The organism is Sphingobacteriaceae bacterium (genome assembly GCA_002319075.1).
In the GTDB taxonomy this organism is placed as follows: Bacteria; Bacteroidota; Bacteroidia; order B-17B0; family Aurantibacillaceae; genus Aurantibacillus.
This window is the reverse complement of record NVQB01000001.1, coordinates 3,957,190-3,974,061: the sequence shown is the minus strand read 5'-3', so window position 1 is coordinate 3,974,061 and position 16,872 is coordinate 3,957,190. Positions and strand designations below refer to the sequence as shown.

At 43.1% G+C, this 16,872-nt stretch carries 4 protein-coding genes; all 4 read right to left on the bottom strand.

All coding sequences use genetic code 11. The features are described 5' to 3' along the window. Positions 1–12: 12 nt before the first annotated feature. Positions 13–5,163: a hypothetical protein gene (locus CNR22_17100; protein PBQ33423.1), complete on the bottom strand. Its 5,151-nt coding sequence runs from the start codon at positions 5,161–5,163 to the stop codon at positions 13–15. Positions 5,164–5,221: 58 nt separating this feature from the next. Then, positions 5,222–7,654 carry a hypothetical protein gene (locus CNR22_17095; GenBank protein ID PBQ33422.1) on the bottom strand — a complete coding sequence of 811 codons (2,433 nt, stop codon included), beginning with the start codon at positions 7,652–7,654 and terminating at the stop codon, positions 5,222–5,224. 209 nt (positions 7,655–7,863) lie between these two features. Beyond that, a complete protein-coding gene (locus tag CNR22_17090) occupies positions 7,864–12,039 on the bottom strand; it encodes a hypothetical protein (protein PBQ33421.1) in 4,176 nt (1,391 codons plus the stop codon). A gap of 225 nt (positions 12,040–12,264) precedes the next feature. After that, positions 12,265–16,794 (bottom strand): hypothetical protein, encoded by a 4,530-nt coding sequence (locus CNR22_17085; GenBank protein PBQ33420.1) that lies wholly within the window; start codon positions 16,792–16,794, stop codon positions 12,265–12,267. Positions 16,795–16,872: the final 78 nt, after the last annotated feature.

The following is a 16,872-nucleotide window of genomic DNA, read 5'->3' as shown; positions in this document are numbered from 1 at the left end:
ATAGTCTGCGTTTTATTTTTTTAAAAGCTGCTCAATTAGTTTTTTTTGTTCTTCTAATTGCTTTTTTAATTCTTCAATATCGAGGTCTTGTTTTTTCACGATTTCGTGGAGTTCTTTGATACCACCTGTTAATAAGGGGGTTAACCTTGAATAATCTACCATCATTGGGTCTTCATTCACGTCTGAATTCTCCTGACCGATGACTGCATAAGGATAGTATTGTTTAAGTTCTTGTGCTATAAACCCTATACTGGTAATACCAGGACTCCTTTTATATTCGTATTGTCTGGGTTGGATATTTCCAATTATTTCTAATGAATTTTTAAAGTCTTTTATATTTTGTTTTAAACGGCGATCTGATGATTGTGGAAATGTAACGCCTCCAGCACCATCACCTCTTATGCCCCCGATATTAAGTCCATTTGCGTAACATCCTACGAAGTAAGCGCTCGATGTCGGACTACCATTTTGTACACTAATTTTAATCCCATCAGCTCCGCTACCAGTATTTAGGTTTTCGAATTCTGCCATGTATACGCCTCCATTGTATTTCACATCTAAACCGTATTGAGGTGTAATAGTTCCCATACCCACCATTCCCGAAAAATAATTTTGATCCTCACCGGTTACATATAAACCATGTTTTACAGCGGTAGCATTCGAGCCGCTCATGCCAATGTAGTGTCCATATGTATCGGAAGTATTTCCAGAAGCGCTGTAAACATATGTGAGGTGGCCGTAACGTGGACCTGTTCCTACTGGCTGCAGATATGAATAATTTGCAAACCCCGAGCCTGTGCCATTGGGAGTCATTATCACCTGGTAGCCATAATTAGCACTCCCATCCAGCGCGAGACCCACAACTGTGGAACTGATACCATATTTTGTTCCGCTTCCTGCTCCATCTACGTTTACATCAATTCCGTATTTTGTTGAAGTACCCGTGTAATTATTGGTTGCAGTAAGTCCAATATTATTTGTACCATCTGCAGCTGGCACCATCACAAATAATTTTGATGTTCCGGGATTGGTAACTCCAATACCAACGTTACCATTGCTGGTAAAGTAAATCCCCCTGTGTGCTGTTAAAGTGTTGTCCGTAAAAAATCTGTAACCACCGCTAAAACGGGCCGATAGCTGATCGTCTGCGGTAGAATTTAACACGGTTGGTGCACCGCCTCCCCAGTCTCCCAGGGTCATGCTACCCAGGTTTGAAATGCTTGCGGAGCTACCGAGTGCAAAAGACCGATGGCCGGTAACGGTATTACTGGTTCCGATAGCGGCTGACATTATCCCCGTTACCGAATTCGTAATCCCAATATCAATGCTACCCTGCACATTTAATAATGCGTCTGGACTATTTGTACCAATACCCATATTACCGTTATTCTGAATAGTAACAAGATCTCCACCTGCAAAAGCCTGTGCTTTGAATGCGTATGCAAGGGCTGAGTTTTTTGCTCTTACAATTGCTCCACCTTCTATTATTGCTCCGAAAGAAGTTAGAGCCGCGTTGTTATTGATGGCCCTAAACGCATAACTTAAAGAGTTACTGGAAGCGCTCAATGCGATTAATCCATGACCCGCACCAGTAGCATTGGTCATTTCAAAATAACCTGTTTCTCCCGTTGCGGAACCATTGCTAACATGGAATTTTGTCCCTGGAGTGGTTGTTCCTATGCCTACGCTGCCCAAAGTGTTAATAACCATAGCGAGCGTGTTATTGGTTTTAAATTGCAGATCCCTGGCATCTGTAGTTCCTATAAAATTGGTTCCTGCAGTGGTGGTGGCATTTCCTAAAAGTCCCCATGCACCATTCGCTAAAGGAATGTTGATGTTGTAATTGTTTGCACTTGTGGTACTGATGCCCACAGCACCAGCCGTTTGTGACACAACAATGTTTGGAGAAGGAACATTGATATTAAAATTATTTGCACTTGTTGTAGAGATCCCCGCCGCTGCAAGAGACGAAGAGACAGTAATATTCGGAGCCACAGCCGGTGGAATATTAATATTAAAAGAGTTTCCGGTAGTTGTAACAGCTGGATTCGCAGCAGCCGAGAAAGTTACAGCTATGGTTGCAGGCAATACACTGATACTATATGAATTTGCTGTAATTGTACTGATGTTTACAATACCCCCTTGTGTAAAGCTGGCCGAAGGCGCTGCGGTAGAGTTTACCGTCATGGAGGGATAAGTTCCTGTTATTGTTACCGGTCCATTTGGTGTGAAGGTGGGTGAAGGTGATGCAATCGTAAATGCAGGATAAGTTCCCGAAACGGAAATGTTAGCTCCGTTAGAAAGGGTTACCACCTGGTCAGGATTTGTATTGGTAATAATAGTTCCAGATGTAATTGAGATACCTGTACCGCTTGTATAAACCGGTGCTGCAGTGGAGTTCACTGTCATGGATGGATACGCTCCTGTTATAGTTACCGGACCATTTGGTGTGAAAGTAGGCGTTGGAGAGGAAATAGTATAAGCCGGATAAGTTCCTGAAACATTAATATTGGAGCCACTTGTAACGCTTACTGTTTGGTTAGGGCTTGTATTTGTAATCACAGATCCTGTAACAGAAATACCCGCACCATTTGTATACACAGGGGCTGCAGTGGAGTTAACCGTCATAGATGGATAGGTGCCGGTTATCGTTACTGGTCCGTTTGGTGTAAAGGTTGGTGAAGGAGATGCAATAGTAAATGCAGGATAAGTTCCAGATACGGAAATATTAGCTCCGTTAGCAAGTGTTACTACCTGGTCGGGATTTGCATTGGTAATAACGGATCCTGAGGTGATGGAAATACCCGTACCGTTGGTGTAAGTTATAGAAGCAGGAATGGTGGCTGTACTCACCGCTGTGCCTTGGGTAATGGTTAAACTATTTCCAGTGCTCGTTAAAGTAGGGCCCGGAACACTTACGCTATAGGAATTTGCTGTAATAGTGCTAACGTTCGCTATACCGCCCTGTGTGAAACTGGCGGATGGTGCAGCTAAACTAAAATTCGGATAACTTCCAGATATCCCCATGTTTCCGGCATTGGAAAGAGTTACTACCTGGTCGGGATTTGTATTGGTGATGATAGATCCTGAGGTGATGGAAATACCTGTTCCGTTGGTGTAAGTTATAGAAGCCGGAATGGTGGCCGTACTTACAGCTGTACCTTGTGTAATGGTTAAACTATTTCCAGTGCTGGTTAAAATAGGATCAGGAACTCCAACTATAAATGAGTTGGTGCCTGTTGCGGTCATACTTACAACACCTGCCGGAACTAAACTTGTTGTTGGACTGCCTGCCACTGTTGCCGACGTTACTGCTGTACCTTGGGTAATGGTTAAAGTATTACCATTGCTGGTTAAAGTTGGACCCGGAACTCCAACTATAAATGAGTTGGTGCCTGTTGCGGTCATACTTACAACACCTGCCGGAACTAAACTTGTTGTTGGGCCTGCAGAGATCGTTGCTGTAGTTATGGTTGTGCCATGTGTCACTGTAATTGTATTTCCTGAACTGGAGATTATTGCCGGTGGAACATTGATACTGAACGAACTTCCTGAACTTGTTACCGACGACCCTGCTGCTGCAGTGCTTGTTATAACAATGGTAGGTGTTATGTTAGGAGAAGTATTGGTAATGATAGATCCTGAAGTAATACTAATACCTGTTCCATTTGTGTACGTTACTCCTGCGCTTGAATTAATTGTGTAATTAGGATAAGTACCGCTGATACTTACCGGACCCGCTGGTGTAAAAGTGGGAGGCTGAACATCTACATTATATAAATTGGTGGCTGTAGAAGTTACATTTGCCAGATTGGTGCCCGTTACCGTTGTTGAGATAACCGTCACACTTCCGGCCGGAGTTGCAAAAATTGTGTAGTTTGGAAAGGTTCCGCTAACCGACACAGCACCTGTTCCTAATAAATTAGGAGCAATGTTTACACTGTTCGTTAAAGGTCCCACGCTCAATGATCCATTTCCGGAAACAGAAACTGTAGGAGCAATCGTTATTGAATTCCCTCCGCTTATACTTAAGGTGTTGGCCGTTAATAAATTTAAAGTCGGAGTTGCTGCAATGGTATAAGGATTTGTTCCTGCTATATTAACGTTGGTACCCGCTGATAAAGACGTAGCAGGCGTTGCAGCTATAGTGGCTGTTGTTACCAGTGTGCCCTGTGTTAATGTAACACTGTTTCCTGAACTTGATAATGTTGGATTGGCAACACTCACCACAAAATTTGTACCCGTGGTTGGTGTTACTACTGCTGCCCCGACACCGGTAATGGTGGGACTGGAACCGGCTGTAACTGTAGGTGTATTAACAGTGTAATTAGGAAAAGAACCCAAAATAGTAGTTTGCCCGGCTCCCGTAAATGTTGGAACAGGAACATTTATACTGAATGAATTTGGTGCTAACGTAGTTGTGGTTGCCGCACCACTGGTAACCACCGTTGTATTAACAGCCGCAATAGTTCCTGACGTGGGAATGGGAATTGTGTTACCACCTGATATACTGAGGTTATTTCCATTAATACTCAAACTAGGCGTTGAAGAGATGGTATAATTTGGGTGCGTACCCTGCACAGAAACATTTGTTCCTGAAGAAAAAGTAGTAGCGGGAACATCGATATTAAAAGTATTAGTACCCGAACTGGTAACGGTAGCCGCACCACTGGTAGTGATACTGGTACCTGGCGAACTTCCTACAGAAGTAAGCGAGTAGGTTTTCGCGTTTGTTCCTGAACCTATGGTAAGGATATTGTTTGTAAAGGTTGAAGGAACAGATTGTGCATGCAACGCATAAGGTGCGCTCACTAATTGTTGCGTTCCCATACTTACATAACCCGCGCCCGATAAGCTCACTGAAACTTCTAAAAAAAGTGAACCAGACTCCCAGTTAACAGCATTTAAATTGGAGGTTTTTCCAATCTGTGTAGTGAAAAGACCCAGAGAGGTGGTGCTTACCGTTTGTTGTTCAGAAAAAACGGTAGGAGAAGATACTCCACCCTGATGAAATTCAAAACGAAGATCGATATTACCTGTAATGGGAAGTCCGTTGGCATCGCGTGCGATACCCTGATAATTAATTAATGGAGGGCTCTGGGCTAAAACACTTAATACAGTTAATTGTAAAGCCAGGACCAATAAGAGTTTCATAGTTTTCATTGGGTTTCGTTTTAATTTATTTTCAGGTCATATATACTTTTGAGAGCGTTATTCTGTTTTAAAAAGTTTCTTTTACGAGTAGCCTTCCGTTATACCCACCTGGATCTGCGGTAACAGGATAAGATGAGCCCGCATCAGTAGCAGCAATAATAGTGATAGTATGATTCCCCACAGAGAGTCCCGAAAAATAGGATTCAAGAGAAACATATTCTTCTTTATTTGTTGATTTTATATAATGGCGTGAGGTAACACCCGCAGCAACTCCATCTACATAAATTTCAAAATAAATGCTACCGGCGCCGGAGAAAACACCACCACCCATTAAAGAATGCAAAGAAATATGTACTTCGGTAGCCGCGTATTGTTTTGCGAAAACCATAGCACTGGTTATAAGAGTTGTTGGACTTGTAGTAACTGTTACACTATTTGCATTCAATCCACTGAATGAAATTGCCGCCGGAGAACTTTTCCATGCACCCACTCCATTACCATCAGAAACAAAAGTTTTTCCATCGCCTTGTGTACCGTCAAAAATTTTCACATTCCCAGCTACATCTAATTTTGCCACGGGGGCAGGAGTACCGATCCCTACATTGCTGCCCGATGATATATAAATACTTGGGGAAGCATAATTATTTATCGTCGTCAGAAAAAACCCTCCATTGCCACTGATTCCTAAATCAAAACTTACAGTTTGAGTAAGGTTTGTTAACCTCATTAAACGTCCGTAGGTATTGCTGCCATATGTTTGAGAAGCTGTGTTAGCTTCAATTATAAAAGGTAACGCCCCACCAACCACGTCAACAGCGTTATGTAAGAGAAAACCTGGTTTGTTTGCGCCCGCGTCGATATGCAATGCTGCCGTTGGAGCATTAATACCAATACCTACATAACCATCGTTCCTAACATTGAATAAATCGGAAGATGCATTATTAATTGCCTTAAAGGCAAAATTTGCAGAGCTTGATCCACCTCCTTCAACAGATAACCCGCCAATAAACTGACCGGCAAGCCCGGAAGCATTTGTATTTTGAGCCAGAATGGCTGGAAAAGTACTTGAGTTTTGTGCGTTAACCGCGTTACCGCCACTCGCACTAAAATCGCCTGCCACACCACCTGCACTAGTGTTAGTAACATACAAACTTTTAGCGCCTGACGAAGATGCCTCTACTGCCGCCGTAGTATTTGTTGCATTGGCATTGGTTGCTTTAATAATACCTCCGGTACTTGCATTTGAATAAACATCTAATTTCGCACTCGCTGAATTTTGTCCAAGCGCTACATTATCACCTGGATTTGTAAGAGTAACAGAGCCAACAGCTTGTTTAAATGGTCCCGCGCCGCTGATATCTACTGTGTTTCCTGCGGCACCAACGGTAAGTGTTCCTCCACTGTAAACAAGTGTGGGCGCAATAGTTGTAGTGCTTGCTCCTAAAATAAGGGCAGTTCCAGTCCAAACCGGATTTGCAAGTCCTACGGTATAAGCGCCAGGACTGCTGTTAACAGTGATAATGTTATTTGCCGCCTGAGCCACCGTTACGGCCGCTGGTAATGCCACCGAGTTACTTCCTACGATACTGATACTTAAATTATTGGACGAAAGCGCCAGTTGCGGCGGAGCTACGTTTACCAGGTAATTCGCCGGACCACCGGTAACCGTGGCAAGTCCTGTACCAGAAACGGTAACAGCACTCGGTATGGCTACTGAATTGGTAAAAACTCCCGAATATAAAATGCCACCGCTCAGTCCTAAAGTTGGTGTAACCAGTGTAGTGGCCGATCCCATTGTAAGCACACCATTAACCATGTTAAATGTTGGCGCAGGAACACCCACTGTATAACTCGAAGCACCGTTTGTTACAGTAGCAATGCCTGAAGGCACGAGTGTGGGCGTAAGCGCAACCGGTAAAGTAACGGTGTTTCCGCCATCAATACTTAAATTGTTAGAGTTGATAGACAGCTGGGGACTCGTATAAGAAATTGTGTAATTTGGACCTGAACTTACGCTTATGTTTGTGCCGGTGGAACTAACGGTTGTCGCTGTACCGGAATTTATGGTATAGGTTTGTGATCCAATACTTAGCACGTTATTTGTGTAGGTAGAAGGAACAGACGCGGCGTGCATGGCAAATGGTACACTCACTATCTGTTGTGGAGTGCCAAGAACTACAAGATTATTACCTCCTGCAGGATCCATGGAAACTCTTAAAAAATAAGGCCCGCCCGGCCAGCTAATTCCATTTAAAGAAGCGCTTTTCCCTATTTGTGTAGAGAAAATTCCAAGTGTGGTAGTTTGAATGGTTTGATTTTCAGTAAACACGGCTGATCCAGTATTACTGCCCTGAAGGACCTCAAATTTTATTGAAATCTGTCCAGAAATAGGATTGCCGCTTGCGTCACGCGCAACACCCTGGTAATTAATAAGTGCGGGAGATTGTGCAAATCCAGAATAAACTAAACTAAAAAATAAAATGGTAAAGATGTGCTTCATACTTTTTTTGATATTTTAACACATAAAGGTATTTAAAAACTGATATTCTGCAACATTAATTTAAAGCAAGACCCATTTTTTGGCGACAAAGATCCTTTTTATGTCGACGAATTACGCGAAATATTACCCGGAAATAACCAGAAAACCTGCATTTAAAGCATTTTTCACCGATTTCAGACCCATTTTTTGCCAAATTATCAGATTTAGCGTTAATGCTTTATCATGTAATATACATACACATTCTTAGGGCGGGTTTCAGTACTTCCGCCACTGGCATTTGTATTGGAAGTGCCACTTGGACTAAGCAAATTAGTCAAACCAAGTCCTGCTAATGTTGTACTCCCTACATTACTAATACTGTGCGTGTGACTTTCAAATTCATCTGCCTGTTTACTACCTACATTATTACCTGCATTTCCACTATTAGTAGCTGTTCTTGATGATGCATCCGGGTCATTAGACGCTGCTCCATCTACCCCTCGCAAAAACATTCCCCGCATATCGGGTACGTTAAAGGTGGTGGTTCCATTTCCTACGCCCCAGGCGGTGCCTATAGCTGCAAATAATACAGAGTAAGTGGTACGACTCAAAGTTGTTCCATCGCAAAGCGTCCAACCCGTGGGAATAACTGTACCGCCATAAGCCATAATTGCCCCGGCCGGAACTCCGGTATTTTGCCAGGTAGCATTTCCGGAAGCATCGGAAGTAAGCACTTTGTTTGCCCCTTGCGTTCCATCTGCAATCTTTACTGTACCCGCAACCTCTAAAGTTGCCGTTGGCGCAAACGCCCCCGACCCTATTCCCAGATTTCCTGCTGCTGAAAGAACCATTTTATTTGATCCATTATTCCCAAAATACATAGGAGTGTTTTCATAAGATAAGACATTGGTTGCAATAGTGTTCTGTCCAATAATAAATCCAAAACTTGCCGACGAAGAGTTTTTTAATTGTATACCCGCATTCGTTCCACTATTAAAAATGGTAAGATCATTGCCGGTTGCAGACGTGCTCATAGTTACAGCTCCGTCGTTACGAATGGTAAAAAGATCTGAACCTCCGTTGGTCTGAGCCTTGAGAATAAAAGCCGAAGCTACATTCTTAGGCCTTAATATTGTTCCGCCTTCAATCATGGCGCCGTACGACGTTAATGTGGTAGTATTGGTATTAATGGCTCTTAATGCATAAGTGTTGTTAATTCCGGAGGAGCTCAGAGCTATAAGAGCATCGCCACTTCCGGAGGCATTGTTTATTTCAAAATAACCTGTTGCCCCGCTTGCCGCTCCGTTACTCACATGAAACTTAGAAGCAGGACTTGTTGTTCCTATACCTACGCTGCCCAAAGTGTTAATAACCATAGCGAGCGTGTTATTGGTTTTAAATTGCAGATCCCTGGCATCTGTAGTTCCTATAAAATTGGTTCCTGCAGTGGTGGTGGCATTTCCTAAAAGTCCCCATGCACCATTCGCTAAAGGAATGTTGATGTTGTAATTGTTTGCACTTGTGGTACTGATGCCCACAGCACCAGCCGTTTGTGACACAACAATGTTTGGAGAAGGAACATTGATATTAAAATTATTTGCACTTGTTGTAGAGATCCCCGCCGCTGCAAGAGACGAAGAGACAGTAATATTCGGAGCCACAGCCGGTGGAATATTAATATTAAAAGAGTTTCCGGTAGTTGTAACAGCTGGATTCGCAGCAGCCGAGAAAGTTACAGCTATGGTTGCAGGCAATACACTGATACTATATGAATTTGCTGTAATTGTACTGATGTTTACAATACCCCCTTGTGTAAAGCTGGCCGAAGGCGCTGCGGTAGAGTTTACCGTCATGGAGGGATAAGTTCCTGTTATTGTTACCGGTCCATTTGGTGTGAAGGTGGGTGTTGGAGAGGAAATGGTATAACCAGGATAAGTTCCTGAAACGTTAATGTTTGAACCACTTGCCACAGTTACCACCTGGTCTGGATTTGTATTAGTAATAATCGAGCCTGATGTAATGGAAATACCTGTACCGTTTGTATAGGTAACTGCTGCGGTAGAGTTGATTGTCATGTTAGGATAAGTTCCTGTAATAGTTACCGGACCGCTCGGTGTGAAAGTAGGCGTTGGAGAGGAAATAGTATAAGCCGGATAAGTTCCTGAAACATTTATATTAGCGCCGCTTGCAACGCTTACTGTTTGGTTGGGACTTGTATTTGTAATCACAGATCCTGTAACAGAAATACCCGCACCATTTGTATACACAGGCGCTGCAGTGGAGTTAACCGTCATAGATGGATAGGTGCCCGTTATAGTTACTGGTCCGTTTGGTGTAAAGGTTGGTGAAGGAGATGCAATAGTAAATGCAGGATAAGTTCCAGATACGGAAATGTTAGCTCCGTTAGCAAGTGTTACTACCTGGTCGGGATTTGCATTGGTAATAACAGATCCTGAGGTGATGGAAATACCCGTACCGTTGGTGTAAGTTATAGAAGCCGGAACAGTGGCCGTACTTACCGCTGTACCTTGGGTAATGGTTAAAGTATTACCATTGCTGGTTAAAGTTGGACCCGGAACTCCAACTATAAATGAGTTGGTGCCTGTTGCGGTCATACTTACAACACCTGCCGGAACTAAACTTGTAGTTGGACTGCCTGCCACTGTTGCCGACGTTACTGCTGTACCTTGGGTAATGGTTAAAGTATTACCATTGCTGGTTAAAGTTGGACCCGGAACTCCAACTATAAATGAGTTGGTGCCTGTTGCGGTCATACTTACAACACCTGCCGGAACTAAGCTTGTTGTGGGGCCTGCAGAGATCGTTGCTGTAGTTATGGTTGTGCCATGTGTCACTGTAATTGTATTTCCTGAACTGGAGATTATTGCCGGTGGAACATTGATACTGAACGAACTTCCTGAACTTGTTACCGACGACCCTGCTGCTGCAGTGCTTGTTATAACAATGGTAGGTGTTATGTTAGGAGAAGTATTGGTAATGATAGATCCTGAAGTAATACTAATACCTGTTCCATTTGTGTACGTTACTCCTGCGCTTGAATTAATTGTGTAATTAGGATAAGTACCGCTGATACTTACCGGACCCGCTGGTGTAAAAGTGGGAGGCTGAACATCTACATTATATAAATTGGTGGCTGTAGAAGTTACATTTGCCAGATTGGTGCCCGTTACCGTTGTTGAGATAACCGTCACACTTCCGGCCGGAGTTGCAAAAATTGTGTAGTTTGGAAAGGTTCCGCTAACCGACACAGCACCTGTTCCTAATAAATTAGGAGCAATGTTTACACTGTTCGTTAAAGGTCCCACGCTCAATGATCCATTTCCGGAAACAGAAACTGTAGGAGCAATCGTTATTGAATTCCCTCCGCTTATACTTAAGGTGTTGGCCGTTAATAAATTTAAAGTCGGAGTTGCTGCAATGGTATAAGGATTTGTTCCTGCTATATTAACGTTGGTACCCGCTGATAAAGACGTAGCAGGCGTTGCAGCTATAGTGGCTGTTGTTACCAGTGTGCCCTGTGTTAATGTAACACTGTTTCCTGAACTTGATAATGTTGGATTGGCAACACTCACCACAAAATTTGTACCCGTGGTTGGTGTTACTACTGCTGCCCCAACACCGGTAATGGTGGGATTTGCCACTGAGGATGAAATCGTGTAATTAGGTCCGCCACTTATAGTTAAACCTGCACCCGCTGTGTAGGTGTTAAGAACCACGGTGTTGCTTCCTGCGCTAAGACTATTATTGTCAGCTCCATTTAGCGTTAAAGACGTGGACGCATTCGCGGGAGCTGTATAAGAGAGACTGAAATTTGGATATGTTCCATTGACGGCAATATTAGTACTGGTAGAAGTAAAAGTTACAGGAACATCAGGAGCCGTGTTAGTAAGGATAGATCCCGAAGTTATAGCAATGCCCGTACTTGCCGTATACACCGCCCCTGTAGAAGGCGACAAAGTAAAAGCATTTGACCCTATAGTTAAAACATTATTGGTGTAGGAGGCAGGAACAGATTTAGCCAGCATGGAAAAAGGAACACTTACCAATTGCTGGGTGCCCAGACTAGTATAAGTGCCTCCTGACAATCTAAGAGAAACTTCTAAAAAAAGAGATCCCGACTGCCAGTCAATTGCACCTAAGTTAGAGGTCTTACCAATCTGGGTGGAAAAAAGTCCCAACGAAGTGGTGTTAACCGTTTGAGCTTCGGTGAATACTGTCGGAGAAGTGGCTCCGCCCTGGTGTAGGTCAAATTTTAAATCGACGTTTCCTGCAATGGCGGCACCGCTCGCATCACGCGCGATACCTTGATAATTAATAAGTTCAGGCGCCTGCGAAAAGCCTATTAAGCTTAGCAATAGCAAGCAGAGGGTTAAGTTCTGTTTCATAATACTTTTAGAGGTTGGGGTGTGTCTATTTACTCCGCCATCTAACGTACCACTTACGATACAACTCCGTTGCCGGATTTGTAGATGTTAAAAATAAATAAAAAAACACATAAAATCGGCGAATATATATGTTTATTAGACTAAAGGCCAAAAATTTAAGACGAAATTAAAATCTTAACGGAATGGTATAAACTATAACAGGCTCATGTAGTTTTGCGGGGTCACTTATTTGAGAACATTCACTTTGAAAACCGTTTTTTTATCCTGCAATATAAATTCAAGAAAATAAATCCCGGTAGTTAATTCTGAAGTAGTTAAAATCATTGTCCCATCAGAGTTACTTATGCCAAACGGCATCTCTGCTCCCAATGCACTTAGTAAATGGACATTCTGTGGTGTTCCGAGCAATGGATTAAACTCCACGCTGAGCCTGTCGGTAACGGGATTAGGATACACTTTGATGGAAGGGTCTGAATTCTCCCCTGCATAACAAATTGAAGAATAAGAAAATGTATTATCGAAATTCACCTGTTTGAGGCGGTAATAAACAGTTGCGTTTCCAGTCCTTAAATCAGTGTAATTGTATGTCACTTCCCTTCGACTTTCCCCTGCTCCTTTAAGCCTTCCTAAAGTTTTAAAAGTAAGACCATCGTAAGAAGACTCTACGTCAAAAAAATCATTGTTGTGTTCTGAAGACGTTACCCATACTAAATCCACATGAGTTCTATCACGCATTGAACAATAAAAGGTTTTTAATGAAATAGGCAGAGGATTAAATGCCGTGGCCGACCCAAAATTAAAAGGACTAAAATTTGGGACCGGTCCACTGGTTATCAAAGAACCAGCTGAATTTGTTCCTGTTGTACCACCGTTACCCTGATCTTTCCATTTTACCTGACCAGCGTCCCACCTTGCTACTCTTAAATCAGGTAAATTATTTATAGCACAACTATTCGGGTCCCAGGTCATAGTAACGCTTACATTGGAAGTAACTCCCAATGCTCTGTTAAGAATCCAATATTCGCAACGCCCTACGTGATCTAGAGAAGCATCTCTTAAAGATGCTGAATATAATCCGTTGGGATCACCATAAAAATACTGAGCTACAAAATAATCGGTAGAAGCCGTGGGAGATGATATGGATATGGGTCTGTAAGACCCGCCGGTACCTACAGGAAATGTAAATGCATTGGTTCCAATTTTTGCTATTGGACCATTAACATAACTGGCATTGCTTTGTCCGGTTGCGGTTGCTCCATTCAAAATGGTTAGAGAAGATGTTTGATTAATTCTGCCGTTCGTTAACACCAGGCTATTACTAATGCTATGCATACCGCCATTCATGGTTATACCCACAGTTCCTGTTTTGTTAACCGTAAGATTATAAATAGTTTCGGTTGTTGTGGAAGCACAACTAAATGTACTAGCTATAGATCCCAAAATATTGATAGAGCCAGAACCCGTGCTGAAAATTCCGCCGTTAATCCAATCACCATAAACATCCAGTGCAAAAGCACCGGAAATACCCAAACTTGCGGCAGGAAGAGCGGAATTATATGTACCTGCATTTACAGGCGATCCTACGTTTATATTTCTGCACTGAGCACCTGCAGCAGAAATTACCGGCATAAACTGAGGACCAGAACCAGGAATGACAACATTTAACGTTGCGGTTGGAACACCGTTACCGCACCAGTTAGAGCTAGTGAACCAATCTGAACTTGTTGTTCCTATCCATGTACTCTGTGCAGCAGGAATAGCAATAGCTGCAAGGGTTACAGACAAAACGCCATTACCTGTAGTCTGAACCAAGATAAACTCTACCGTTGAACTTGGATTTAGTACTCCGGTCCAAACACCATTGTGCGTATCGTTAATGCCGTTAGTATGTTGTGCAACCTGAACACCATTTACAAAAAGATAAAAATAATCGTCATGAAAAACATTTATAGAATAGGTGCCGCAGGTAAACCCACGGCGTTTAAAGCTGATAGACCAATTACTGGCTGTTAATGAACAGCCAGAATAAGCCAGTCCATTTGTAGCATTGGCATTTGAAGGAATTGGGGTAGTACTTGAAAAACGTGTGGCAGTTGAAAAATTGTAACCGCTTGCCCCTACTCCGTTTTCTGTGTAATAGCCGTAATAGCTGCTTTGCGAAACATCTCCATAACAATAGGCATTCCATGCGGTAGTAGGAAATACAGTGGGTGAAATAAGCGGCAATACCACAACCGTTGCAGTAGCTGAAGAGGTAACACAATTATTATTTCCCGTAACAGTATAAACCGTTGTCACACTCGGCGAAGCAACTACAGTATATCCCGTTGCAGAACTTAATCCGGCTGTGGGAAGCCAGGAATAAGTATTGGCTCCGGTTGCCGTTAAAGTATATACGTTGGCAGAACAATTAGCGGTGGAAGTTACCGGACTCACAGATACTGCTGTAGTGGGACTTACGGTGATAAGCACATTGGCAGAAGCGCTGCAACTTGTTATTGCATCGGTAATAGTGCAGGTATAATTTGTAGTGATGGTTGGTGACGCAGCCGTGGTGTAGTTTGCGGGTGAAGCTACAGAGGCAGAGGGTGTCCAGGAATAGCCTGCTCCGGCTATCATGTCAGCGGTTAAGGTAGCGGAAGTTCCTGCGCAGATGGTTACCGGTGGACCTAACACCGGGTAAGGAATGGTTAAAAAAGTTACTGCCAGGTACCCCGGACCACCGGTGTTTACTATTTGAAATTCTACTGTAGTGGCAGGGCCAATAAAACCAGTCCAAACAGCGGTATGCGCATCGCAACAACCGTTGTGCTGATAGACCTGTACGCCATTAATATAAAGATAAACACCATCGTCGTGACCAGGAATATTTATCTGGTAATAGCCACAGGGAATGTTCGTACGTTTGTAACTGATAGACCAGGGATTCCCGGGAAAAGTACAACCGCTGTAGGCTAATCCTGTTGATGTATTGGTACAGGTGCTCGGGCCATTGTTACTGTTCCACCGTACCTGGCTATCGAAGCTGAGGTTATTTTCTGTGTAATATCCGAAATAGCTGTTAAGCGTTGCATTGCTGTGACAGTAGGCATTCCAGGTGCCGTTTCCGAATACAGTAGTTGCAGGTGAAACTGGTGGAGTTTGAACAGAAATGGTTCTTACCACGGTTACTACAGAACAATTGTTAGAACCACTAACCGTGTAACTTGTTGTAATGGTTGGATTGGCAATAACCGAATTACCCGTTGTTGTATTTAAACCTGCTGAAGGAGACCAACTATAAGTATTTGCGCCTCCTGCGATCATTGTTGCAGTGGATACTCCGGTACAAATAAGCGTTGGAGTTGCCACCATAGTTGTGGTTGGAACAGGATTAACGGTCACTAATAATGTAGTTGTTACCGGACAACCGGTTGTTCCGTCTATTCCGGCAACTGTGTAAGTTGTGGTAATAGTTGGTGAGGCTACCACCATACTTCCTGTTGGTGAATTTAATGAAGCCGCCGGTGACCAGGAATAAGTTAGAGGCAATCCGTTGGAATTACTTACTGTAAGCGAACTGGAAGTGCCGGAACAGATTGTTGGCGGAGGACTAACGGTTAGAGGATTTACGGGCACAAAATTAACACTCATGTAACCCGGCCCGCCCCCATTGGTAAAACGACATTCAACCGTAGTGCTTGGACCTATAAAACCCGTCCAAACGTTTGTATGCGCATCGCAGCAACCCGCGTGTTGATATATCAGTGAGCCATTTACGTACAGGTAGATATTATCGTCATGCCCGGGAATGTCAATCTGGTAGTAGCCACAGGTAAAATTTGTTCTCAGATAAGAAATCGAATAATTTTGATTTCCAAAAGGACAGCCGGCATATCCCGTTCCAAATCCATTACTGGTGGCACTGCTCGGGCTATTGGCATTAACCCACATATTTTGCGTGTTAATGTTCATCGCAGTTTCTGTATAGAAACCCTGGTAATTGAGCGTGTAATTATTAAAGGCGTTAAAACAATAAGCGTTCCATCCCCCTGTGCCTGCAACTGTAGGATTACCTGCAGCGGCACTCACAACTATATCAGATCCATTGTCGGCGCTGGTGATAACCGGATTGCTACTCACTACCCTTATCCTGTAAGCTGAGCCCGCGGCCACAGAGGTTGGCATTGTGATATTATAAGTTCCTGCGTTTACGTTTGTATAAGTTGCCAGTGTGGCTGGTGAAGCAAAACTTCCGGAAGCATTGGATAGTTGAAATGAAAAAACGTTTCCAGCTCCAAAATTACAGGTCTTTGAGAAAGCAACAGTAAATCCGTCATTTTGACAAATTTGCAAAGCTGACACTGTGGGTGTACTAATCGTAGGCGCATTGATAGTTAAATTATATCCATTGTCTGATCCAAAAATAGCGGGATTAGAACTCTTAACACGAATACGGTAAAGTATGGAGCTAGCCGTAGTAAATGGAATTACAGATGCAATAACGCCACCGTTAGTAGCTGTGCGCGTTCCAATCGTTACCGGACTGGCAAAACTTCCATTGATATCAGAAAGTTCGGCTGTGAATACATTGTTAGATGGTGTGTTAGAAAAGGTACCGCTGATGGTATAGGTAACGTTAACAGACGTTCCGGCACAATACGGAGAAGTGCCACTTACGGTTGTTGTAGTTATCGATTGCCCGTGAAGGAAGCCTGAAAAGATGAAAAGCAGCAAAAAAAATTGCCAGGATTTAGCGAACAAATAGTTAGTCATTTTTTGCCTGTAGTTTCGAGAAAATAGTTTCCGGGGTAAGTTATTCTATATACTCTCATGTGGCAAAAATAGTTTCAA

Bases quoted from the DNA above. Each gene is read 5' to 3' on its own strand.
- CNR22_17090 (PBQ33421.1), bottom strand. From the start codon at position 12,039: ATGAAACAGAACTTAACCCTCTGCTTGCTATTGCTAAGCTTAATAGGC.
- CNR22_17095 (PBQ33422.1), bottom strand. From the start codon at position 7,654: ATGAAGCACATCTTTACCATTTTATTTTTTAGTTTAGTTTATTCTGGA.
- CNR22_17100 (PBQ33423.1), bottom strand. From the start codon at position 5,163: ATGAAAACTATGAAACTCTTATTGGTCCTGGCTTTACAATTAACTGTA.
- CNR22_17085 (PBQ33420.1), bottom strand. From the start codon at position 16,794: ATGACTAACTATTTGTTCGCTAAATCCTGGCAATTTTTTTTGCTGCTT.